Raw genomic sequence first — 24505 nt, 5'->3', positions numbered from 1 at the left:
CCTGTATCTAGGCGGATCGACGCACCGCTCGACCGAAATATGGCATTTTGCTACAACTCAATGCCGCTATTTGATAAGACGCCCCTGCTCCACGCTCTGGTCCAGCCCCTGCCAGCCACCGCCGAGTGCGGCAATCAACTGAACGCTGGCCACCAGGCGGCTCTGCAGCACGTTAAGCACGCTGCGTTCGTTGCTCAGGGCGGTGGCCTGCACGTTGACCACATCCAGGTAGCCGATCAGCCCGGCCTTGTACTGGTTGTTGGTCAGGCGCAGCGATTCGCGCGCCGCCGCCAAGGCCTCGTTGCGCACCCCGGCTTCCTGCTCGTAGACCTTGAGCTGGGTCATGTAGTTTTCCACTTCCTGGAAGCTGTCCAGAACCTTCTGGCGATATTGCGCGACCGTCTGGTCGTACACCGCCTCGACCCGGTCGACCTCCGCCGAACGCTTGCCAGCGTCGAACAGGGTCAGTGCCAACTGCGGCCCTACCGACCAGAAGCGGTTGGGCAGGCTGATCCAGTTGGAGAACGAGCTGCTGCTGTAACCGCCGCTCATGCTCAGCGTCAGGTCGGGAAAATAAGCCGCCTTGGCCACGCCGATATTGGCGTTGGCAGCCATCACCGAGCGCTCGGCGGCGGCGACGTCCGGGCGGCGCTCCAGCAGCGTGGACGGCACGCCCACCGGAATGGCCGGCAGGTTGGGGATGCTCTCGCTCACCGGCAGGTTGAACTCGGCCGGGGCCATGCCCATCAGCACCGCAATGGCATTCTCGAACTGCGCCCGCTGCCAGGCCAGGTCGATCAGGTCGGCCTGGGTGCTCTTGAGCTGGGTGCGCGCCTGGGCCACCGCGTCGGGACCGGAGATGCCGGCGCGGTACTGGTTCTCGGTGAGCTTCAGCGAACGCTGGTAAGCCTCGACCGTGGCTTCGAGCAGACGTTTCTGCTCGTCGATGACACGCAGTTGCAGGTAGTTCTGTACCAGTTCCGACTGCTGGCTCAGGCGCATCGCCGCCAGGTCGGCTTCGCTCGCCTGGGCGCTGGCACTGTCGGCCTCCAGGCCGCGGCGCAGCTTGCCCCATACGTCGACTTCCCAGCTGACGCCCAGCTGCGCGTTGTAAGTGTCACGAATCCCACTGCTGTTATTCGACAAGCTGGAGCTGCTGCTGCCAGTGCCTTGCGCCGAACGGTTCTTGCTGGCGTTCAGGTCCAGGGTGGGAAACAGCGACGCCCGCGAGCTGCGCACCAGGGCCTGGGCCTGGCGGTACTGGGCTTCGTACTGGGCGATGGTCTGGTTGGAGCGGTTCAGGCGCTCCACCAGCTGGTTGAGCTGCGCGTCCTGGTAGATCTCCCACCAGGCCCCACGAGCGATGGCGTCGCTGGGCGCGGCCGGGCGCCAGCCTTCGACGGCCTTGAACTGCGCGGTGTTGGTCACCTCGGGCGGATGGTAGTCCGGGCCCACGGCACAGGCACTGAGCAGCAAGGCGCACAGGCTCGCCGCCAAGGGGCGCAGGCGCCAGCGGGGCTGGGAAAGGTTGGCCGGGCGATGAGTCATAGCGGGGTTTCCAGGGCAGCGTCGGTCCGCACGCCACGCCACCGGTTGAAGCGGTGGCGCAGGCGGTCCAGGTAGAGATAGACCACGGGGGTGGTGTACAGGGTCAGCACCTGGCTGAAGACCAGGCCGCCGATGATGGTCAGCGCCAGAGGCTGGCGCATCTCCGAGCCCTCGGCGCTGCTGAGCAGCAGAGGCAAGGCGCCCAGGATGGCCGCCAGGGTGGTCATCAGGATCGGCCGCAGGCGCTGCAGGCAGGCCTGGTGGATCGACTCCTGGGGTGCGAGATGCTGCTCGCGCTCCAGCTGCAGGGCCAGGTCGATCATCATGATGGCGTTTTTCTTGACGATACCGATCAGCAGGAACAGGCCCAGCAGCGAGATAAGACTGAACTGCGAACCCACGACATAGATGCTCAGCAAGGCCCCGACACCGGCCGACGGCAGGGTCGAGAGAATGGTCAGCGGATGGATGTAGCTTTCATAGAGGATACCCAGCACCAGGTACACCAGCACCAGCGAGCCGAGGATCATCAATGGCTGATTCTTCTGTGCCTGGGCGAAGGCATCGCCGGTACCGCCCATCTTCGCAATCACTTCGCTGGGCATGCCCAGCCCCGCTACTGCACGCTCGATGGCCGCCGTGGCTTGATCCAGGCTGACGCCTTCGGCGAGGTCGAAGGAAATGTCCTCGGAGGCGAACAGCCCTTCGTGGGAGACCCGGTCGCTTTCCAGGCTGCGTTCGTAATGGGCGATGGTCGACAACGGCACGCGCTGACCGTCGGCGGTGATCACCTTGATCTGCTCCAGGGTGCTCGGGTCCTGGGCGTACTTGGGGTTGACCTCCATCACCACCTTGTACTGGTTCAGCGCGTCGTAGATGGTCGAGATCTGCCGCTGGCTGTAGGCATTGTTGAGCACCGTGGTGACCATGTTCATGTCGATGCCCAGGCTCTTGGCTCGGTCGCGGTCGACCACCAGGGTGGTCTGCTGCGCGCCCCGCCCCTCACGGGCATCGATGGCGGTCAGCTGCGGCAGGCTGCGGAACGCGGCCACCACCTTGGGATACCACTCGCGCAGCTTGGCCAGATCGCCGCTCTGCAGGATGTACTGGTACTGCGAACTGGCCTGTTCACGCGCGCCGCCGAACTGCAGGTCCTGGTCGGCCTGCAGGAACAGACGCCCGCCCGGCACGGGCGGCAGGTTCTTGCGGATTCGTTCAACCACTTTATCGGCTGACAGCTTGCGCTCGGCGATGGGCTTGAGGCGCACGATCATGAAAGCGTTGTTGATGCCACCGTCGCCGCCGATGAAACCGGCCACGCTCTGCACCGCCGGGTCGGCCAGCACAGCGCGGCGGAAGATCTCCATCTTCGGCTGCATGACGCGGAACGACAGGCCGTCGTCGCCGCGAACGAAGCCCATGATCTGCCCGGTGTCCTGCTGCGGCATGAAGGTCTTGGGCACGATGACGAACAATGCCACGTTGGCGACGATGGTCAGCAGCAGGCTGGCCAGGGTCAGCCGCGGATGACGCAGCACCCAGCTCAGCGAGCGGTCGTAGCCGGCCACCATGCGCCCGTGGACGCGTTCGCTCCAGCGTTGCAGGCGCCCCGGTTCGCCCTGTGTTTCAGGCTTGAGCCAACGGCTGCAGAGCATCGGTGTAAGAGTCAGCGAGACCAGCAGCGAGACCAGGATCGCCACCGACAGGGTGATGGAGAATTCGCGGAACAGGTTCTCGATCATGCCGCCCATGAACAGGATGGAAATGAACACCGCCACCAGCGAGACGTTCATCGCCAGCAAGGTGAAGCCGACCTCCTTGGCACCGACATAGGCCGCCTCCATGGGCGACTTGCCTTCATGGATGTGCCGGGAGATGTTCTCCAGCACCACGATGGCGTCGTCCACCACCAGCCCGGTCGCCAGGATCAACGCCATCAGCGACAGATTGTTCAGCGAGAAGCCGCACAGGTACATGACCGAGAAGGTGCCGATCAGCGAGATCGGCACCGCGAGGGTTGGAATCAGCGAGGCACGCAGGTTACCGAGAAACAGGAACACCACCATGATCACCAGCACCACGGCGATCAGCAGGGTCAGTTCGGCTTCGTGCAGGGTTGACTTGATCACAAGCGAGCGGTCCTGGGCGACGTCCAGCACCACACTGGCCGGCAGCACCGCGCGCAGGGCTGGCAGGCGATCCTTGATCTGCTGCACGGTCTCGATGATGTTGGCACCAGACTGGCGATAGATCACCAGCAGCACGGCTTTCTCGTCATTGAAGAAACCGCTGTTGTAGCGACTCTCCACGTCGTCGCGGACCTTGGCCACGTCGGACAGACGCAGCACCGAGCCGTTCTGGTAGCGGATCACCAGCGGCGCGTAGTCCTTGGCCTTGTCCAACTGGTCGTTGGCCTGCACCTGCCAGCTGTGCTGGTCGTTTTCCACGAAGCCCTTGGGGCGGCGCACGTTGGCGTTGGTGATGGTGGTGCGTACCTCGTCCAGCGAAACCCCGTACTGCTCCAACAGTTGCGGCTCGACCTCGACGCGCACCGCCGGTAGCGAACTGCCGCCGATGCGCACTTCACCGACGCCCTGGCTCTGCGCCAGGCTCTGGGACAGGATGGTCGAGGCCAGGTCGTAGAGCTGCCCCTTGCTGAGCACATCGCTGGTCAGCGACAGCACCATGATGGGCATCTGTGCCGGGTTGACTTTCCTGTAGGTGGGCATGCTGCGCATGCCGCTGGGCATCAGGTTACGCGAGGCGTTGATGCCGGCCTGTACCTCACGGGCCGCCGCGTCGATGTCGGTGCCCTGGTCGAAGACCAGAATCACCCGGGTCGAGCCCTGGCTGGAGTTGCTGTTCATCGAACTGACCCCGGCAATCGTGCCCAAGGCTCGCTCCAGTGGCGTAGCGACGCTGGAGGCCATGATCTCCGGGCTGGCGCCCGGCAGACTGGCCGACACCACGATCACCGGGAAGTCCATGTTCGGCAACGGCGCGACCGGCATCAGGCGGAAGGCGAAGGCGCCCACCAGCATGATCGCCAGGCTCAGCAGCATGGTCGCCACCGGGCGCCGGATGAAAGGTGCCGACAGGTTCATGCTTCAGCCTGTGGCGCGTCTGGCGCAGTGTCAGGCTGGCGGCGCCAGCGCCGTCCCAGGCGGTCGAAGTACAGGTAGATCACCGGCGTGGTGAACAGCGTCAGGATCTGGCTGACCAGCAGCCCGCCGACCATCACCAGGCCCAGCGGCTGGCGCAGCTCGGCACCTGAGCCAGTGGCGAGCATCAGCGGTACGGCACCGAACAGCGCCGCCAGGGTGGTCATCAGGATCGGCCGGAAGCGCAGCAGCGCAGCCTCATAGATCGCCGTGCGGCTGTCCAGGCCGCGGTTGCGTTCGGCCTCCAGGGCGAAGTCGATCATCATGATGGCGTTCTTCTTGACGATGCCGATCAGCAGGATGATGCCGATGATGGCGATCATGCCCAGGTCGTTACCCGACAGCAGCAACGCCAGCAAGGCCCCCACTGCCGCCGAGGGCAGGGTCGAGAGAATGGTCACCGGGTGGATGTAGCTCTCGTAGAGCACACCAAGGACGATGTACATGGTCACCACCGCCGCGAGAATCAGCAGCAAGGTGCTCGACAGCGAGGCCTGGAAGGCTTCGGCGGCGCCCTGGAACTGAGTCTGCACGCCCAGCGGCATGCCGATGTCCTTCTGCACCTGCTCGATGACCTGCACCGCCTGGCCCAGGGATACGCCAGGCGCGAGGTTGAACGACATGGTCAGCGCCGGAAACTGCCCCAAGTGACCGATCGACAGCTGCGCCTGGCGCTGTTCGATGCGCGCCAGGCTGGCCAGCTTGACCTGCCCGTTGTCACCGGCCTTGACGTAGATCTGTTCCAGCGCCTGTGGCCCCAGCTCGTTGGCGGTGGTCGACTGCAGCACCACCCGATACTGGCTTGACTGGGTGTAGATGGTGGAAATCTGCCGCTGGCCGAAAGCGTCATACAGCGCGTCGGTGATGTTCGCGGTGGTCACCCCCAGGCGGCTGGCGGCATCACGGTCGATGGCCAGGTACACCTGCAGGCCCTTGTCCTGCAGGTCGCTGGCCACGTCGATCAGCTCTGGGCGCTGCTTGAGCGCCTGCAGCAGCCGATCACCCCACTGGCCGAGCAGCTCGGCATCCGGTGACGACATGCTGAACTGGTACTGGGTGCGGCTGACCCGATCTTCGATGGTCAGGTCCTGCACCGGCTGCAGGAACAGGCGGATATCGGCCAGTTGGTCGAGCTGCGGCTGCAGGCGACGGATCACCTGGGCAGCGGTCAGGTCGCGCTCGGCGTGGGGCTTGAGGTTGATCAGCATGCGCCCGGTGTTGAGGGTGGCGTTGTCGCCGTCCACCCCGATATAGGACGACAGGCTCTGCACCGCCGGGTCCTTGAGGATGATCTCGGCCAGCGCCTGCTGGCGCTCGCTCATGGAACTGAACGACACCGACTGCGGCCCTTCGCTGATGCCCTGGATCACTCCGGTATCCTGCACCGGGAAGAACCCCTTGGGCACCGCCAGGTAAAGCACCACGGTCAGCGCCATGGTGGCGACCGCCACCAACAGGGTCAACGCCTGATGGTCGAGCACCCAGCGCAGCTTGCGCTCGTAGGCCTCGATCAGCCAGTCGAGCCAGGCACCGCTGGCGCGGTAGAAGGCGCCCTGCTCTTCTTCGCGGGGTTCGCGCTTGAGCAGGCGGGCACACATCATCGGCGTGAGGGTCAGCGAAACCACCAGAGAAATGAGGATTGCCACCGCCAGGGTGATGGCGAATTCGCGGAACAGCCGACCCACCACGTCGGCCATGAACAGCAGCGGAATCAGCACGGCGATCAGCGACAGGGTCAGCGACACCAGGGTGAAGCCGATCTGCCGGGCGCCCTTGAGCGCGGCCTGCAGCGGGGTGTTGCCCTCCTCGATGTGCCGCGAGATGTTCTCCAGCATCACGATGGCATCGTCGACCACGAAGCCGGTGGCCACGGTCAGCGCCATCAGGGTCAGGTTATTGATCGAGAAGCCGGCCAGGTACATGACCCCGAAGGTGCCGATCAGCGACAGCGGCACGGCGATGGACGGAATGATCGTAGCGCTGACCCGGCGCAGGAACAGGAAGGTCACCATCACCACCAGGGCCACGGCGAATATCAGCTCGTGCTGCACATCGCGCACGGCGGCGCGGATGGTCTGGGTGCGATCGGTGAGCACCGTGACTTCCAGGCCAGCCGGCAGGTTGTCGGTGATCTGCGGCAGCATCGCCTTGATGCGGTCGACCACCTCGATGACGTTGGCTCCCGGCTGGCGCTGGATGTTGACCAGCACGGCCTTGCTCTGGTTGGCCCAGGCGGCCAGACGCTCGTTCTCGGCGCCGTCGACGATCTGCGCGACGTCCTTGAGGCGCAGTGGCGCGCCGTTCTTGTAGGTGATGATCAGGTTGGCGTATTCGGCCGCAGACTTGAGCTGGTCGTTGGCATCGAGCATCGAGGTGAGGATCGGCCCATCGAAGTTGCCCTTTGGCTGGTTGACGTTGGAAGCGCCGATCAACGTGCGGATATCGGCCAGGTTCAGGCCGTTGGCGGCCAGCGCCTGCGGGTTGACCTTGATGCGCACGGCCTGGCGCTGGCCACCGGCGATGCTGACCATGCCCACGCCGCTGACCTGGGCGATCTTCTGCGCCATGCGCGTGTCGATCAGCTCGTTGAGCTGCGGCAGCGGCATGGTCCTGGAACTGACGGCGATGGTCAGCACCGGGGTATCGGCCGGGTTGACCTTGTTGTACACCGGTGGCGCCGGCAGATCGCTGGGCAGCAGGTTGCTGGCCGCGTTGATCGCCGCCTGGACCTCCTGCTCGGCAACGTCCATCGACAGCTCCAGGCTGAAGCGCAGGGTGATGACCGAGGCGCCCCCGGAGCTGGTCGAGGCCATCTGGGTCAGCCCGGGCATCTGCCCGAACTGCCGTTCCAGCGGCGCGGTGACCGAGCTAGTCATCACTTGCGGGCTGGCGCCCGGATACAGCGTGATAATGCGAATGGTCGGGTAATCCACCTGAGGCAGCGCGGACACTGGCAGCAGCTTGTAGGCAATCAGCCCGGCCAGGATGATGGCCAGCATACTCAGCGTGGTGGCGACCGGGCGCAGGATGAACAGGCGCGAGATATTCATGCTTGGCTGTTGTCCGCAGCGCTCGCCGAGGCCGAGTTGTCCTCAGCCTTGTCCGGCTTGCCCTGCAGTTTCTGGCCGGGGGTGCTGGGAACGTCCTTGCTGTCGCTGACGATGTCCACCGGCGTACCGTCGCGCAGACGATCGGTGCCTTCCATCACCACCTGGGCACCGGCACTCAGGCCTTCGGTCACCACGGTGTACTGCTCGTTGCTCGGGCCGGTCTTGAGCAGGCTGATGCGCGCTTTCTTGTCGGCGTCGACGGAGTAGACGAAGGTGCCGTTGGTGCCGTACTGCACCGCCGGGGTCGGGACCAGCACCGCCTGCTTGAGCGTATCGGCCAGCAGGCGCACGTTGACGAACTGGTTGGGGATCAGCGCTTCGTCGCGGTTGTCGAAACGGGCCTTGAACTTCAGGGTGCCGGTGGCGACGTCGATCTGGTTGTCGGCGCTGGCCAGCACACCCGTGGCCTGTTGTTTGACGTCGCCACGGTCCCAGGCTTCCACCGGCAGTTTCTCGCCCTGGCGATAGCGCTCGATGACCGCCGGCACGTTGGGTTCTGGCAGGGTGAAGCTCACGGCAATGGGCTGGGTCTGGGTAATGACCACCAGCGCCGTGGTGTCGTTGGCTGCGACCAGGTTGCCCAGGTCGAGCTGTTTCAGGCCCACGCGGCCGGCGATGGGCGCGCGGATCTTGGTGAACTCCAGGTTCAGGCGGGCCTCGTTGACCGCCGCCTGGTTGCTCTTGACCGTGCCCTTGTACTGGTTGACCAGCGATTCGGCAGTGTCGAGGGTCTGTTTGGCGATGCTGTCCTCGCGGTACAGGTCGCGATAGCGCTGCACGTCCAGCTCGGCGTTACGCAGCAGGGCCTGGTTGGTCGCCAGGGTGCCTTCGGCCTGCTGCAGGTCGATCTGGTAGGTGCGTGGGTCGATCTCGGCCAGCAGGTCGCCGGCCTTGACCATCTGCCCTTCGCGGAAATTGATCTTGACCAGTTCCCCGGCCACCCGGCTGCGCACATTGATGGTGTTGGTCGCGGTGACCGTACCCAGCGCCTTGTAGTAGATGGGGAAGTCCGCTTGGGTCGCCACGGCGACGCGCACCGGGACCGCCTCGGTGGAGTTGCCGAAGCCCGGCCGGCTCATGCCATGGCGCCCCGCACTCGCGGCTGGCTTGGCCGCCTCCGCGCCCTTGTGCGGCGCCGTGGCTGGCCAGAACCACCAGCAAAGGCCAATGATTACCAGAAGAACCAGCAGGCTTATCAACCAGCGACGGGAATTGCGGGGACCAGACGAATGCATGAAAAGATCAACCATTGCAGGTGAGACTTGTTCGGAGGCTGAACAATAAGCACAGAAGGCGGCTTAGCAAAGCGCCTTTACCAAGCGCTTACCTTCGTTAAGCAGCTGATACGCAAATGAAAACGGCCTGGGGCACCGGGCGCCGCACTCCCCAGGGAAGCACGGCGGGCCCGGGCTCAGGCCGCTCTGCACATGAAGCCTTACTTCAGGACGGACAGCGCCGCGTCATAATTAGGCTCATCGGCGATTTCACCGACCAGTTCGGTGTGCAGCACCTTGTCGTTCTCGTCCAGTACCACCACGGCACGGGCGGTCAGGCCGGCCAGGGCGCCGTCGGCGATGGCCACGCCATACTGGCTGGCGAAATCGGCGGCACGGAAGTTGGACAGGCTCTTGACGTTTTCCAGGCCTTCAGCGCCGCAGAAACGCGCCTGAGCGAACGGCAGGTCGGCCGAAATGCACAGCACCACGGTGTTGGCCAGGTCGTTGGCCTGGGCATTGAATTTGCGCACGGAGGTGGCGCAGGTCGGAGTGTCGACGCTCGGGAAGATGTTCAGGACCTTGCGCTTGCCGGCGAAGTCGGCCAGCGAAACGTTGGCCAGGCCAGCGCCCACCAGGGTGAAGGCTGGCGCCTTGCTGCCAACGGCGGGCAATTCGCCCTGGATGCTGACGGGATTGCCTTTGAGGGTTACTTGGGCCATGAAACGGTGTCCTTGTTCAATGTAGTGGGTGAAGCCGGAAGTTAAACACGAAACGCGCAGGTGGCGCGATGTGCCAGAAGTGCTTGCCGCCTGGAGAGACGGCGATCAGCTGGCAGTAGCCAGTGACCCGGCAGTCTAGCGGGGTAATGTTGCGATCGATGTTCGACACCTGCAGGGCTCGCTCAGAAATCACGCTTGTAGAAAATATCCAGCGAACTGGCCAGGCCGCTGGCCGCCTCCAGGTAGACGCGTTTGCTGAGCAGGTAGCGCAGGGCGATGGTGTTGGCCGGCTCGAACACCCCGACGCCATAGCGCAGGCTCAGTTTGTCGGTGATCTTGCCGCTGGCCACCACACTGGTCTTGTTGCCGGTTCCGGCGGTGTCCAGTTCGAAGTCATTGATGCCCAGGTTGCTGGCCAGCTTGCCGGTGGCACCTGCGCTGCCTGCCACCCCGAGGGCCAGGGCGGCCTGCGCGACCATGTTGTTGTCCTCGCTGCTGGTGCCCAGCGGGCGTCCCATGACCAGATACGACAGCGCCTGCTCCTGGCTCATCGCCGGCTCCGAGAACACCACAGTGGTGGGCTGCTCGGCGCTGCCGGTCAGGCGAATGCCGGCGACCACTTCGTCGACCTGGCGAATCGCTTCGATATCCAGATACGGCTGATCGATGGGGCCGGTAAACAGCAGACGCGCCTTGCGAATGGTCAGGCGCTGGCCATAGGCGCGGTAACGGCCATCGTTGAGATTCAGTTCGCCACGGGTGTCGAGGTTGTCACCGACATGCACGCGGCCGGCGAGGTTGGCGGTCAGACCGAAGCCGGAGAACGCCAGTTGGTCCTGTCCGACCACCACGTCGACGTCCATGGCCACGCCCAGCGGCGCCTTGCCCTGTTCGGTCTGCTGGCCGACGATCACCGTATCCTGGGACACCCTGACCGTCGAAGGTGGCAGCTCACGCACCGTGATCTTGCCTTTGGGTATCTGTACCGTTCCGGCCACCTTGAGTTGCTCGCCCTGCAGGGTAATCGCCAGGTCCGGCGCCGCCTCCAGCTGCGCATAGGGCTGTACCACCACCGGCAGCCTCGAGCCACGCACGCGCACGTCGACATCCAGCGCCTGGGCCCAGGCAACATGTCCGCTGATCGACCCCTGCCCGGCGTCGCCGCTCTTCCACCCGCCACTGAGCTGTACCCGCTCGCCGGCGATCTGCGCGTTCAGACGCAGATCCTGAAACTGCACGGGCAATTCCGGACCGGCCACCTGGCCACCCTGCAGACTCAGGTTGCCGTTGACCTGTGGCGCCAGCAGGCTGCCGGAAATCCGCCCGCTGCCATCGAGGCGGCCTTGCAGGGTCTGCACCATCGGCGCGAAGGGGCGGCCAACGGAAACGTCCAGACCGTTGAGGCTGAAATCGCCACTGACCGGTTTGTCCTTGGCCAGTGGGTCGATGCGTGCGTTGAGGGACAGGCGTCCGAGACGCCCGCCGTCGAATTCCAGCCGTGAATCGACGCGGCGCGGCGTGAGGGTGCTGGTCAGCTGCAGGGTGCTGTAGGGGAAGTCCAGCCATTGTTGCTGGTCGCGGATGCGCAACGTACCGCCGCCGGCATCGACACTGATCTGCCCGCTGGGGCCGGCCGCAGGGATGTCCAGCGCCACCCGCGCATTGAGCCGGCCCTGCCAGGCGAAGTCCTTGGGCAGCCATGGCGCCAGGCTGTCGATGGGGAAGTTCTGCAATTGGTAGCGCAAGCGCGGCTCGGGCATCAGCCGCTGGTTCTCGCCGCACAGGCTGGCATTGCCGGATACCCAGCAGTGTGCACCGAAGTTCAGCGTACCGTCGGCCAGGCGCTCCAGACGTGCCGGGGCCTGCAGGCGCCACTGCTGGCCGCCGCTCTGCACGGTGCCGCGGGCCAGGCGGCCCCGCCAGTTGTCTTTCTCCAGGCCGCCCTCCAGCGCCAGGGCCAGCTGCAGCAACGGGCCTTGCAGGTCGAGGGTCACTTGCTGCGCCTTGAGGGTGCCCTGACCATTCACCTGCAAGGTGCCCAGGCGGGTATCGCCACTCTGGATACCCTCACCCTTCAGGTTCACGGTCGCGCGCTGCGCCGAGTCCAGACGGCCGTCCAGCGTCAGGCGTTGCAGGTGATTGTCCTGCAGGACCAGAGCATTGCCTTGCACGTCGAGCTGCCCCTGCGGCGCCTGCAAGGTCCCGGCCAGGTCGACACGGCCCTTCACCTGCCCCTGCAGACCTGGCCACAGTTGGGCCAGGCGCGGCAGGTCGAGGTCCACCCGGCCTTGCAGACGCTCGCTCAGGCCGCCCTGGCCCTGAATACGGTTGACGCCCAGGCGCACCAACAGGTTGTCGAGCTGCCAGCGCTGCCCGTCGCCGTTGGCCTTGGCCTGCAGTTGCGCCGGCTGCCCGCGCAGGCGGCCATTGAGGTCGAGATCGGCCTGCACGGCCAATGCGCCCTCCTTCAACTGGCCCTTGCTGCGCAGCGGCCCGGCCAGGGTGCCGGGCAATTCGGCGACCCAGTAGGCCGGGTTCAGGGCACTGAGTTGCAGGTCGGTATCCCAGGCCACGCCATCGGCGAAGCCCAGCTTCAGGTAGCCGTTGGCCCTGCCCTGCCCGGCCTGCAACTCCAGTTGCGGCAGGGCCACCGATTGCAGATCGCCGCTGAACGGGCTCTGCAGGCTGAACGCGCCAGCCGGGCCATCGGCATCGGCCTGGAAATTACCCAGATACTGGCCGTCGGTGTAGGACACCACGGCCTTGAATTGGCGCAAGCGCACCTGCGGCTCGACCACTTGCGGATACAGCCGGTGCCAGGGGAAGTCGAGCCAGTCCAGGCTGGCATCGGCCTTGAAACCTTCGCGCCAGTCCAGCGTGCCGCTGAGGGAAACCTTCTGCTGCTCACTGGCGCTCAGGTCCAGCCCGGCGATCTGCGCGCCGTAGGCGTCGACCCGGCCTTGCAGGGCCAATGCCACGGGCCCCTTGTCGGCAGGCAGGCTGGCCGAACCTTGCAGCTGGTAACCCTGCTTGAGGTCGCCCTGCGCGACCAGCCGCAGTTGTTCAAGGGTCAGGGTCTCCGGCAAGCCGGGCGTCGGTTTGAAGGCCTCGGACTGCAACGTCAATCGTGCCGGTACGCCTTCGGCCAGCGCCTGAACCTCGCCATCCAGCGTGGCCTGCAGATAGCCACTGCTGTGTGCCTTGAGCACCAGGGTCTTGAGCAGTTCGCCCTGCACATCGAGGTCCAGCGTCCAGGGCTGCTCGCCCTGGGGCGGCAGCTGCAATTGCCCCTGGAGTTGCAACGGCCATTGCCCGCCCGGTTGCACCAGGCCGCTGGCACTCAAGGCCAGCGCATCACGCTGGATTTGCAACTGGTCGATCTGCAAGCCCGCTGCGGTCCAGTGCGCGGCCAGCTGCAAGTCCTTGAACTGATCGCTGCCATCCAGCTGCAGGCTGGCGATGCGAATGTCCTTGACCTCCAGGCTCAGTGGCAATTTCAAATCGGGCAATTGCAGCGGTTCGCTTGGCTCGGCAGGTCCGCTGCTCGGCAGCTGCAGGCTGATCGCGCCACTGTGCAGGCGCTCGATGCACAGGGTCATGCGCCACAGGCAAGCGGGCGACCAGTCCAGCTCCGGGGCTTCGACCTGCACGCGCTGCTCGCCCTGTTGCCACACCAGACGTTCGGCCTGCCAGTGACCGCCCAGGTGGCCGCTGAAGTGTTCCACCTCCAGCCCCGGCACCTGGCGCAGCAGCCAGCGACTGCCGGTCTCGCTGCCCAGCAGGGCGAACAGCCCCAGCAACATCACGGCGAACAGCGCCAGTACACCGCCCAGGCCGATCAGCAGGCCGCGTGTGATGCGGCGGGCGTTCATAGCTCCGGCCCCATGGAGAAGTGCAGGCGCACACCGCCGTCGCCATCCAGCGGGTGGGCCAGGTCCAGGCGCAGCGGGCCGACCGGCGACACCCAGCGAACGCCGAAGCCTACGCCGGTCTTCAGGCTGGGCAGCTCCAGATTGTTGAAGGCGTTGCCCTGGTCGACGAACGCCGCAACACGCCATTTCTCGGCAATGGAGTATTGATATTCGGCGCTGCCGGCGACCATGTAGCGGCCACCGATCCGGTCACCGGCCGAATTGGTGGGCGACAGCGTCTGGTAGTCATAGCCGCGCACGCTCTGGTCACCACCGGCGAAGAAGCGCAGCGAAGGAGGGATTGATGCATAGCCGTTGGTCCAGTTGCCACCCACCTGCACCCTGCCAAGAAAGCGATGCTTGTCCGCCAGGGTGGTCAGCCCCTTGAGCGTAGCGCTGCCACGCAGCAGGTTGGTGTCGGAGAGCATGCCTTCGGCGGCCACCTGGGCGTCGAACTGCAGACGGTAACCGTTGTGCGGGTCGATACGGTTGTCACTGCGCAGAAAGGAATAGCTCACCCCCGGCATCAGCAGGTTACTCAACCCCGAGTCATCACCCAGGCGGTATTCCTCACGCTGCCATTTCAACGACAGCACCCGCTCCCAGCCACTGGGCAGCTGGCTGTGCCATTCCGGGCCAAGGGTGAGCAATTTACTGAGGGTGTCGGTGCCGGCGATCTCTTCATATTGATAGCCGCCGGCATAGCGCAGTTTGTCGGTCAACGGCGGGTCGAGCGGTACGTCGTACCACAGCCCGATGTTCTGCCGTGGCCCCGACAGCTCGGACTCCAGGCCATAGCTGTGGCCTTGCGGGTTGGCCCAGTGACGCGTCCAGTTGACCTTGCCACGTGGCCCCACGTCGGTGGAGAAGCCCAGCCCGAGCCCCATGGTGCGTGGCTTGCGGGTTTCCAGCTGGACCTGCACCGGAATCACCTCGCCCTGCGTCGGATCTGGCGTGGCATCCACCCGCACACCTTCGAAGTAACCACTCGACTGCATCGCCTGATTGAGGTCGGCAATCAGTTGCGAGTCGTAGGGGGTGTTTTCCTTGAAAGGCACCATGCGCCGCAGAAGGTCCGCGTCCAGCGGCGTGTCACCGCTGAAGCTGACCGGGCCGAGCCGATAGCGCGGGCCGCTGTCGAATACCAGTTCGATGTCTGCCACACCGCCCTGGGGATCGACGCGCAGTTGCTGGCGGGTGAAGCGGCCACTGAAGAAGCCGTAGCGCGAGGCCTGGTTCTGGATGAGTTTCTTGGCGTCTTCGTAGTAGCCATGATTCAGCGGCTTGCCGGGCTGCAGGGCATCGCTTTTCGGCACCCGGAAGGCCTTGAGCGACGCAGCCGGGCCTTCCACGCGGATGGTCACCTGGCGCAGGCGCACCGGCTCGCCGGGTTCGATGCGCACGATCAACTGCGGCTCCTTGCCGTCCTTGACCTCGGTTTCGACACGCGCCTGGTAATAGCCCAGGGCCTGGGCGGCCGTCAGCGCCTGCTGTTCGGCGCTCAGGCGAAATTGCTTCAATGCCGCGGCATCGCGGTCACCCAGGCTACCGATATAGCCCTCGACGTTCTCGCGCAGCGGCGCGTTGGCCGGACTCACGTTGACCTCCAGACGCGCCTGGGCGTGAGCCCCCGTACTGACGGAAAGAATGAACAGGCTGCTGGCTAGTCTGGAAAGCTTCATGGGTCCGGATGCTAACACGACTTTGCGGCACCTGATGTACACCGCAAAATCTAGTTATATCAATCTCTTAGCTAGCCGCCTGGGTCGCGGGCGGCACGGCCCGGGGGCTGGGATGGAAGAAGATGTGCTCCCGGATCGGCCCCACCACCACTTCGCCAATTTCCTGGTAGCCCTGTTGTTTATAGAACTCAAGATAGCGGGGATTTCCGGTATCGAGCACCACGCCTCGGGAGTGCTCGTCCACCGCGCACCAGTCGTGCAAGGCCTGCAGCAGTTGCTCGGAGAGTTTTTGACCGAACGGCTGGCGCTGGTATTCGGGATCCAGACCGACCAGTGGCAGCACATGCACCGCCTCGCTCGGCAGGCAGGCCAGTACCGCGTTGTAGTAGTCCAGATAGCGCTGCGTGCAGCTCAGGCCGGTGCTGATCACCATGCGCAAGCGCCAGGCCCAGCTTTCGGTGACGCCCAAGCGACGCTGCGGCGGCGCGATCAGTGCCACACCGGCGAGCCGGTCATCGACGAACAGGCCCAAGGCCGGCAGGTCCTGCAGGAAATGCTGCTTGACCAGTTCGCGGACGGTGGCCATCACCCGCTGCTCATACCCCTCGCGCTGGGCGTTGAACACATAGGCAAAATTCGGATCGTTACGATAGGCCTGGAACAACAGCTTGCGGGTTTCGCGCGAATAACCGCTGTCGAGTTGGCGAATGTCGATCTGGGGAGCGGTGCTATCAGACATACAGCGGACCTCATGGTAAAAGGCAGTGCAGAAGCGGCAGTACTCGGGGTGCACTGGCTCAGAGTCATGCTCGTTGGCGACAGTTCAAAGAATCTGTGCACCCTGCAACGGCCGCTTGCAGACTGGTCCTGCGCTGGCAGTTTCGCTAGCATCGCGGTTTCGTTTTTCCCAGGACCTGCTGCCATGAAAATTGTCTCGTTCAACATCAACGGCCTGCGCGCCCGCCCCCATCAACTGGCGGCACTGATCGAGAAATACCAGCCGGATGTTATCGGCCTGCAGGAAACCAAGGTGGCCGACGAACAGTTTCCCCAGGCCGAGATCGAGGCCCTGGGCTACCACGTGCATTACCACGGCCAGAAAGGCCATTACGGCGTGGCGCTGTTGTCGCGGCACATGCCACTGGCCTTGCACAAGGGGTTCGAGGGCGATGACGAAGAGGCCCAGAAGCGTTTCATCTGGGGCACCTACGCCGACCACGACGGCCAGCCGGTGACCATCATGAACGGCTATTTCCCTCAGGGTGAAAGCCGCGACCACCCCACCAAGTTTCCCGCCAAGCGACGCTTCTACGCCGACCTGCAGGAGCTGCTGGAGAGCCGCTTCGACCCCGAGCAGCCGCTGATCGTCATGGGTGACGTGAACATTTCGCCGCAGGACTGTGACATCGGCATCGGCGCAGACAACGCCAAGCGCTGGCTGAAGACCGGCAAGTGCAGCTTCCTGCCGGAAGAGCGCGAGTGGATGGAGCGCCTGAAGAACTGGGGGCTGGTGGACAGCTTCCGCCACCTGCACCCGGAGGTGAACGACCGCTTCAGCTGGTTCGACTACCGCAGCCGTGGTTTCGAGGACCAGCCCAAGCGCGGCCTGCGCATCGATCTGGTGATGGCTTCCCGCGCACTGCTGCCGCGCTTGAAGGCAGCCGGAGTGGACTACGATCTGCGCGGCATGGAAAAACCGTCGGATCACGCACCGGTATGGCTCGAACTGAGCTGACCGGTACGCTTGCGCCGGCGGGTATCCACGCCGGTAGGACCGGCCTCAGCCACAATACTGTTCAGCTAGGCCGGGTAGGAGCCAACTGTCTTTCACCGAAGATCGACCAACGGTCAAATGTAGCCGCCTGTGGCCTCAACCAGTACCTGCTCGACCCGGTTATCACTTAACCATTGGATAAGCTGGTGGATTCCTTCAGAGGTGTTGGTGGTGCAGAAGCTATTGCTCTGGGGATACAGCGCAATCTGCAGGGTATCTTTGGCGACATCGATTCCGGCGTAGGCGGTCATAAGAAAAACCTCTAGGCTTAAGGGCGAGAGGTCACTCTGAACGGGCTCACGCTTGTTGTTCGAGGTCGGACTCAGTCAACTGTTCGAGCTTGGAGTCAGAGTGAAAAGAGTAGATGGCAGTTGGGCTCCTACACGTGCTTCAGGGCACCGCGGCTTAACAGTTGCCATCCACCCCTCTCACCTCTGACTTTACCCTGTCGAAAGACACAAGCGGCTTCAGCAGCGAAGCGACCGCCAGTTCACAGCAGATGCAGTGAATTTCCTGGCGCTTCGCGGCTAAAGCCGCTCCTACCGGGCCATATACCGCTTAAGCGAACAGTATTGACTTAAGCCAGGATGCCTTGCGCGGCTGAAGCCGCTTCGGGCAATTCAATGCCCGGCGTGGGTGCCGTGGCCGGCATGGGCATCGTGGGCGCTGCTGTTGAGCGCCCGTGCCTGGGCCTGAACCTCAAGGGTCTGACGCTCGCCCTTGGCGTCCTGGATGGTCAGGATCAGGGGGATCTGGTCGCCCTCCTTCACCTGGGCCACCAGGCCGATGAGCATCACGTGATACCCCTCGCTGTCGAACACCACGGTCTTGCCGGCCGGCAGCTCGACACTGCTCACCGGCTTCATGCTCATCATCTCGCCTTTCATGCTCATTTCATGCACTTCGACGGTCTTGGCCGCTGGCGAGGCGACGCCGATCAGCTTGCTGTCGGTGCTGGCGGTCAGTTCCATGAAGGCGCCGGTGGCCGGCTGGCCCGGCACGGTGGCGCGCACCCAGGCGTCCTTCACCTGGGTCTCGGCCAACGCCGGCAGGCTCAGGGTCAACAGCGAAAACGCCGCCAGGGCGGCCTTGAACGGGTTACGGATCAACGTATTCATCAGCAGACTTCCATGAGAATTTGCAGGTCTTCGGTGCATTGCTGCGCAGTCAGCTTGTGGCCCAGGCTCAGGCGCAGTACGCCACGGCTGTCGTACACGTAGCTGGTCGCGGTATGCGAGAGGGTATAGGTGTCGCCCATCGGAACCTTTTCGTAGAACACCCCGAACTCCTTGGCCGTGGCCGCGGTTTCTTCGGGCGTGCCGGACAACGCGACGAAACTGGGATCGAAGGCCTTGACGTAGCGGTCGATCACCTCGGGCGTGTCACGCTCGGGGTCCAGCGTGATGAACACCACCTGGAAGATCGGCGCGTCGGCGCCCATCAGCTTCTTGATCTGCGCCGCCCGCGCCAGGGTGGTCGGGCAGATGGCCGGGCACTGAGTAAAGCCGAAGAACACCATCGGCATGTAGCCGCGGAAGCTGGTCAGCGTCTTCACGTTGCCATCCACGTCACGCAGCTTGAAGTTACGACCGAGAATCTGATTGCTCATGTCCTTGCCGTGCTTGAACGGCAACACATTGGAGTCGCCACAGCCGGCCAGCAGGCCGCCCATGCTCAACATGGACAGACCAGCCAGTACCTGGCGGCGGGAAAAGTTATGGTTCATGCACTACGGTCCTGCTCAGGGATCGGGACGGGATCGCTCCCGCACGGTCGGTGTACCCGCGCAATCGCGGGCCTTGAGAGCCTTGGTCAGGGCGCCTGGGCAGCGCACCCTGGTGAGCTGTGGCGCGCTGGCCGCCAAACCGGGCTTTCGGGCAGCAGAGCGCGGCGTCGCAGCACGCGCAGCAGCCAGCCCAGTGCGACGAAACCGGCCAACCCCATGATCAGCTTGCTGGCATAGGCACAGTCGAACTGCGCCAGCTGCATCAGTACGCCATGCTCGCCCTGCCCCATGCCATGCCCGGCGTGCATGTGCGAGGTTGCGCCATCAGGCCCGCAGATCTCCGCCGTGGCCGCCGGGGCCAAGGCAGCCAGCATCTGCCCGTGGCCGACGCTGCAGGCCAGAGCACCGAGCAGAATCAGGCCGGCCAGCAACCTGGCCAGCGATACGTGATGGGCGCGGACGAATTTCATGGCGGCGAATTTACCACCCTGATGCCTGGGCGAACACCGCCGTACGGACCGTCAGCCTGTCGGGGGCGTGCAAAGGCACGCGGCTACGGGCTGCGCGCGGCATGCGGCAAAGTGGCGCACCGGGGCGTGGAATCACACCGGGGAGACCCTGGCCGAGGCACCGTCGAGGAAGAACTGGCGCAAGACTCCGGACATCGCCGCACGCGCCACTCGCCCACGGCGCTCGGACTCCACCAGGCCGAAGATCATTGAACAGAACAGCTCGGTGAGTACCGGGGCACTGATGTCGATACGAAAGACCCCGGCATGCTGACCACGCAGGAAAAAGGCATCCATGGCGTCGGCATAAGGCTGCCAGCGGCGCATTTCGACACCGTCTTCGGCAAAATCCGGCCGCCATTCGGCCATCATGAAGATCAGCATTTCGCGGTTGGCGAGGTGCCCATCGATCAGGCTTTGCAACGCCGCCAGAGGTTCGGCCTTATCCAGGTCGGCCTGCTGTACGGCCTGCAGCATCAGCGCCGAACTGTGCTCGTGCAACATTTCGACAAGGTTTGCCCGCGTGCCGCAAAAGCGGTTGAGCGTAGCCTTGCTCACCCCGGCCGCCTGGGCGATGTCCTTGAAGGTGCCACTCTGGTGATCCACCACGGCGACGGCCAGGGCCTTGAGAAATCTCGAATCTGCAGCGGCTACATCCATAGGACGATCTTTTACTCGTTGAACGACGTGGGCGACGACATTGTGCAGGAAACGCTCACAATCTCAATGGGCAAGGTCAAAACACCAACAAAGTGTCTTATGAGCCAATATTGACTCATATAGCACAAAGCAGGATCATCGCCACTTTCAGCCTCGATGGATGATGGGCGCCGCCCAGGTGAGTGATGAACAAACTGCAAGAAATACGTCTGGCGCTGGCTCTGGCCGCCATGTTGGGCCTGTACGGATGCGAGGGGCAGCCACCCGAGACAGCTCGGCAGGCCAGCGCACCCCGGCAGGTCGAAGCCCTCACCGTGCGCCCCGAATCCTTCACCGTCATCAGCGAACTGCCCGGCCGCGTTGAACCGGTCCGCGTGGCCCAGGTGCGTGCGCGGGTGGCAGGTATCGTGCTGCATCGCAACTTCACCGAAGGCAGCGACGTCAAGGCCGGCCAGGTGCTGTTCCAGATCGACCCGGCGCCGTTCAAGGCCGCGCTGTCCAAGGCCCAGGGCGACCTGGCGCGCAGCGAAGCCACGCTGTTCGATGCCCAGACGACCCTCAAGCGCTACGAACCCCTGGTCAAGATCGAGGCAGTCAGCCAGCAGGCCTATGACACCGCCAAGGCCGCCGTGCAGAACGCCCTCGCCGCCCGCCGTGCCGCCCAGGCCGATGTCGAGACGGCCCAGCTGAACCTCGGCTACGCCACGGTCAAGGCGCCCATTTCCGGGCGCATCGGTCGAGCCTCGGTCACCGAAGGCGCGCTGGTCGGCCAGAACGAAGCCACGCTGATGGCGACCATCCAGCAGCTCGACCCGGTCTATGTCGATTTCACCCAGCCGGTGGCCGAAGCGCTGCGCATGCGCGCCGCCATCCAGGACGGGCGCCTGCCCAAAGGGGGCGAAGACGCCTTGAGCCTGATCGTCGAAGGCACCGACTACGAGCGCCGCGGCACCTTACTGTTCGCCGATGTGGATGTGGAGCGCAGCACCGGCCAGGTGGCTCTGCGCGCGCGCTTCAACAACCCAGACGGCCTGCTGCTGCCAGGCATGTACGTCAATGTGCGGGCGCCGCAGAGCATCGATCCCCGCGCCATTCTGCTGCCGCAGCGCGCGGTGCAGCGCAGTGCCGACGGCAGCGCACGGGTGCTGGTGATCGGCAATGACGGCAGCGCCCAGCCTCGGGCGGTCAAGACCGGGGTGATGCAGGCTTCGCGTTGGCACATCACCGAGGGCCTGAGTGACGGCGAACAGGTCATCGTCGGCGCCATGAACGGTCTCAATCCCGGCGACAAGGTGACGGTCAAGGCGCCCGACGCCGCATCGTCCGCCAGTCGCTAAGGCCGATTCCGAGGAGCGCTCATGTCCGAGTTTTTCATCAAACGGCCCAACTTCGCCTGGGTCGTGGCCCTGTTCATCCTGCTGGCCGGGCTCATCGCCCTGCCCTCGCTGCCCGTCGCTCAATATCCGGACGTCGCGCCGCCGCAGATCACCATCACCGCCACCTACCCCGGCGCGTCCGCCAAGGTCCTGGTCGACTCGGTCACCAGCGTCATCGAGGAGGAACTCAACGGTGCCAAGTCGCTGCTCTACTACGAGTCGACCAGCAACTCCAACGGCGTGGCCGAAATCAATGTCAGCTTCAAGCCCGGGACCAATCCGGACCTGGCCCAGGTCGAGGTGCAGAACCGTATCAAGAAGGCCGAGGCCCGCCTGCCCCAGGCGGTGACCAGCCAAGGCCTGCAGGTCGAGCAGGCCAACTCGGGCTTTCTGCTGATCTACGCGCTGAGCTACAAGGGCGAAGCCGCCGGGCGCAGCACCGTGACCCTGGCCGACTACGCTGCGCGCAACGTCAATAACGAGCTGCGCCGCATACCGGGCGTCGGCAAGCTGCAGTTCTTCGCCTCCGAGGCGGCCATGCGGGTATGGATAGACCCGCAGAAACTGGTTGGCTATGGCCTGTCCATCGCCGACGTCACCGCCGCGCTCAGCGCGCAGAACGTCCAGGTGCCGGCCGGCAGCTTCGGCAGCAGCCCCGGCGCCCAGGGCCAGGAGCTGACCGGCGTCCTGGCGGTCAAGGGCACCCTCGACAACCCCGACGAGTTCGCACGCATCGTGCTGCGCGCCAACCAGGATGGCTCCCGGGTCACCCTTGGAGATGTCGCGCGCATCGCCGTGGGCAGCCAGGACTACAACTTCGACTCGCGCCTGAACGGCAAGCTGGCGGTTGCTGGCGCCGTGCAGCTGTCGCCTGGCGCCAATGCCATCGCCACCGCCGAGGCCGTCAAGCAACGCCTGCAGGAGCTGTCGGCAGGCTTCCCGGATGACGTGGAGTTCTCGATCCCCTACGACACCTCGCGCTTCGTCGATGTGGCCATCGACAAGGTGATCTACACCCTGATCGAAGCCATGGTGCTGGTGTTCCTAGTGATGTTCCTGTTCCTGCAGAACATCCGCTACACGCTGATCCCCAGCATCGTGGTGCCGGTGTGCCTGGCCGGCACCCTGGCGATCATGTACCTGCTGGGCTTCTCGGTGAACATGATGACCATGTTCGGCATGGTGCTGGCCATCGGCATTCTGGTCGACGACGCCATCGTGGTGGTCGAGAACGTCGAGCGCATCATGGCCGAGGAAGGCCTTTCGCCGGCCGCGGCCACGGTCAAGGCGATGGGCCAGGTGTCGGGCGCCATCGTCGGTATCACCCTGGTGCTGGCGGCGGTGTTCCTGCCCCTGGCGCTGATGGGTGGTTCGGTGGGCGTGATCTACCGGCAGTTCTCGCTATCGCTGGCGGTGTCGATCCTGTTCTCCGGGTTCCTGGCGCTGACCTTCACCCCGGCGCTGTGCGCCACCCTGCTCAAACCCATTGCCCAGGGCCATCATGAAAAGCGCGGCGCGTTCAACCGCCTGTTCGCGCGCCTGACCCAACGCTACAGCGCGCTGAACAGCGGCATGCTGCAGCGCGCCGGGCGCTTCATGCTCATCTACCTGGGTATCGTCGCGCTGCTGGGCTTTTTCTACCTGCGCCTGCCGGAATCCTTCGTGCCCATCGAAGACCAGGGCTACACCATCATCGACGTGCAGCTGCCGCCGGGCGCCACCCGGGCGCGCACCGATGTCACCACCGGGCAGGTGGAACGCTGGCTGATGGAGCGCGACGCCACCGAGGCCGTGACCATGATCCTCGGCTTCAGTTTCTCGGGCATGGGCGAAAACGCGGCCCTGGCCTTCCCGACCCTGAAGGACTGGTCGCAGCGCGGTGAAGGCCAGTCGGCCAGCGATGAAGCCGCCGCGCTCAACCAAGCCTTCGCCAGCGTCGACGACGGTACGGTGATGGCCGTGACCCCGCCGCCCATCGAGGGTCTGGGCACCTCGGGCGGCTTCTCGCTGCGGCTGCAGGACCGCGGCGGACTGGGACGTGAGGCACTGCTCAAGGCCCGCGACCAGTTGCTCGGGCAGGCCAACGGCAACCCGCTGATTCTCTACGCGATGATGGAAGGCCTGGCCGAGGCCCCCCAACTACGCCTGGTCATCGACCGCGACAAGGCCAGGACCCTGGGAGTGACCTTCGAGTCGATCAACAATGCGCTGTCCACCGCCTTCGGCTCAGCCACGGTGGGTGATTTCTCCAATGCCGGTCGCCAGCAGCGCGTGGTGGTACAGGCCGAATCCGCCTCGCGAATGACTCCGGAAAGCGTGCTCAAGCTGTTCGTACCCAACAATGCCGGCACACCAGTGCCGATGGGCGCCTTCATCACCACCCCCTGGGAAGAAGGCCCGGTGCAGATCGCCCGCTACAACGGCTACCCGTCGATCCGTATCGCCGGTGACGCCGCCCCTGGCGTCAGCACCGGTGCCGCGATGGCCGAACTGGAGCGAATCATGGGTGAACTGCCAGCAGGCATCGGCTATGAGTGGACCGGCCTCTCCTATCAGGAAAAGATCGCCAGCGGCCAAGCCGTGACGCTTTTCGCCCTGGCTCTGCTGGTGGTGTTCCTGCTGATGGTGGCGCTGTACGAAAGCTGGGCGATCCCCCTGGTGGTGATGCTCATCGTGCCGGTCGGGGCATTGGGCGCGGTGCTGGCGGTCACGGCGGTGGGCATGCCCAACGACGTGTACTTCAAGGTCGGACTGATCACCATCATCGGCCTGGCGGCAAAGAACGCCATTCTCATCGTCGAGTTCGCCAAGGAGCAGTGGGAACAGGGCAAGCCATTGCGTGAGGCGGCCATCGAGGCGGCGCGCCTGCGCTTTCGGCCCATCGTGATGACCTCCCTGGCGTTCATCCTCGGTGTGGTGCCGCTGACCCTGGCCACCGGTGCAGGTGCCGCCAGCCAGCGCGCCCTGGGCACCGGGGTGATCGGCGGCATGCTCAGCGCCACGCTGCTGGGCGTGGTGCTGGTGCCGGTGTTCTTCGTCTGGGTACTCTCGGTGCTGCGCCGTAAGCCCCATACCCAGGGCGAGCCGTTGGTGGCCAACAGCGAAAGCTGAG

16 protein-coding genes are annotated in these 24505 nt (G+C 64.7%); 3 read left to right on the top strand and 13 right to left on the bottom strand.

The annotated features are described in order from the left end of the window. Nucleotides 1–66: 66 nt before the first annotated feature. From RRX38_RS02410 to RRX38_RS02375, 8 genes are all read right to left on the bottom strand, one after another. The gene (locus RRX38_RS02410; protein ID WP_315961353.1) at nucleotides 67–1548 is read right to left on the bottom strand and encodes an efflux transporter outer membrane subunit; all 1482 of its coding nucleotides are present in this window, start codon (nucleotides 1546–1548) and stop codon (nucleotides 67–69) included. After that, nucleotides 1545–4652, bottom strand: coding sequence for an efflux RND transporter permease subunit (locus RRX38_RS02405; protein ID WP_315961352.1), 3108 nt, complete (start codon nucleotides 4650–4652; stop codon nucleotides 1545–1547). The genes RRX38_RS02410 and RRX38_RS02405 overlap by 4 nt, the downstream gene beginning before the upstream one ends. After that, the gene (locus RRX38_RS02400; RefSeq protein WP_315961351.1) at nucleotides 4649–7759 is read right to left on the bottom strand and encodes an MdtB/MuxB family multidrug efflux RND transporter permease subunit; all 3111 of its coding nucleotides are present in this window, start codon (nucleotides 7757–7759) and stop codon (nucleotides 4649–4651) included. Before RRX38_RS02400 ends, RRX38_RS02405 begins: the two co-directional genes overlap by 4 nt. Beyond that, nucleotides 7756–9069, bottom strand: coding sequence for an MdtA/MuxA family multidrug efflux RND transporter periplasmic adaptor subunit (locus tag RRX38_RS02395; protein WP_315961350.1), 1314 nt, complete (start codon nucleotides 9067–9069; stop codon nucleotides 7756–7758). Before RRX38_RS02395 ends, RRX38_RS02400 begins: the two co-directional genes overlap by 4 nt. A 185-nt stretch (nucleotides 9070–9254) precedes the next feature. Next, a complete protein-coding gene (gene tpx, locus RRX38_RS02390; RefSeq protein ID WP_315961349.1) occupies nucleotides 9255–9755 on the bottom strand; it encodes a thiol peroxidase in 501 nt (166 codons plus the stop codon). Nucleotides 9756–9937: 182 nt separating this feature from the next. Beyond that, nucleotides 9938–13558 (bottom strand): translocation/assembly module TamB domain-containing protein, encoded by a 3621-nt coding sequence (locus RRX38_RS02385; RefSeq protein WP_410524890.1) that lies wholly within the window; start codon nucleotides 13556–13558, stop codon nucleotides 9938–9940. A gap of 65 nt (nucleotides 13559–13623) precedes the next feature. Beyond that, nucleotides 13624–15348, bottom strand: coding sequence for an autotransporter assembly complex family protein (locus RRX38_RS02380; RefSeq protein ID WP_315961347.1), 1725 nt, complete (start codon nucleotides 15346–15348; stop codon nucleotides 13624–13626). Between the two features lie 67 nt (nucleotides 15349–15415). Then, on the bottom strand, nucleotides 15416–16087 hold the full coding sequence (locus tag RRX38_RS02375; protein ID WP_315961346.1) for a GNAT family N-acetyltransferase: 672 nt from the start codon (nucleotides 16085–16087) through the stop codon (nucleotides 15416–15418). 183 nt (nucleotides 16088–16270) lie between these two features. Here RRX38_RS02375 and xthA point away from each other — a divergent pair, with 183 nt between their 5' ends. Further along, nucleotides 16271–17083, top strand: coding sequence for an exodeoxyribonuclease III (gene xthA / locus RRX38_RS02370; protein ID WP_315961345.1), 813 nt, complete (start codon nucleotides 16271–16273; stop codon nucleotides 17081–17083). Nucleotides 17084–17196: 113 nt separating this feature from the next. On the opposite strand, the gene RRX38_RS02365 is transcribed toward xthA, so the two are convergent. The 5 genes from RRX38_RS02365 to RRX38_RS02345 form a co-directional block, all read right to left on the bottom strand. After that, nucleotides 17197–17373, bottom strand: coding sequence for a hypothetical protein (locus tag RRX38_RS02365; RefSeq protein ID WP_315961344.1), 177 nt, complete (start codon nucleotides 17371–17373; stop codon nucleotides 17197–17199). 369 nt (nucleotides 17374–17742) lie between these two features. Further along, complete coding sequence (locus tag RRX38_RS02360) at nucleotides 17743–18240, bottom strand: copper chaperone PCu(A)C (RefSeq protein ID WP_315961343.1); 498 nt, start codon at nucleotides 18238–18240, stop codon at nucleotides 17743–17745. Continuing rightward, complete coding sequence (locus RRX38_RS02355) at nucleotides 18240–18848, bottom strand: SCO family protein (protein ID WP_315961342.1); 609 nt, start codon at nucleotides 18846–18848, stop codon at nucleotides 18240–18242. Before RRX38_RS02355 ends, RRX38_RS02360 begins: the two co-directional genes overlap by 1 nt. An 86-nt stretch (nucleotides 18849–18934) precedes the next feature. After that, nucleotides 18935–19318 (bottom strand): DUF2946 family protein, encoded by a 384-nt coding sequence (locus tag RRX38_RS02350; protein ID WP_315961341.1) that lies wholly within the window; start codon nucleotides 19316–19318, stop codon nucleotides 18935–18937. Between the two features lie 132 nt (nucleotides 19319–19450). Beyond that, a complete protein-coding gene (locus tag RRX38_RS02345; RefSeq protein ID WP_315961340.1) occupies nucleotides 19451–20017 on the bottom strand; it encodes a transcriptional regulator in 567 nt (188 codons plus the stop codon). 185 nt (nucleotides 20018–20202) lie between these two features. On the opposite strand from RRX38_RS02345, the gene RRX38_RS02340 reads away from it, so the two are divergent. Both RRX38_RS02340 and RRX38_RS02335 read left to right on the top strand, forming a co-directional pair. Next, nucleotides 20203–21354 (top strand): efflux RND transporter periplasmic adaptor subunit, encoded by a 1152-nt coding sequence (locus tag RRX38_RS02340; protein ID WP_315961339.1) that lies wholly within the window; start codon nucleotides 20203–20205, stop codon nucleotides 21352–21354. Nucleotides 21355–21375: 21 nt separating this feature from the next. Beyond that, complete coding sequence (locus RRX38_RS02335) at nucleotides 21376–24504, top strand: efflux RND transporter permease subunit (RefSeq protein WP_315961338.1); 3129 nt, start codon at nucleotides 21376–21378, stop codon at nucleotides 24502–24504. Nucleotide 24505: the final 1 nt, after the last annotated feature.

Source organism: Pseudomonas sp. DTU_2021_1001937_2_SI_NGA_ILE_001, from assembly GCF_032463525.1.
Classification (GTDB): Bacteria; Pseudomonadota; Gammaproteobacteria; order Pseudomonadales; family Pseudomonadaceae; genus Aquipseudomonas.
This window is presented reverse-complemented; position numbering and strand designations above follow the sequence as displayed.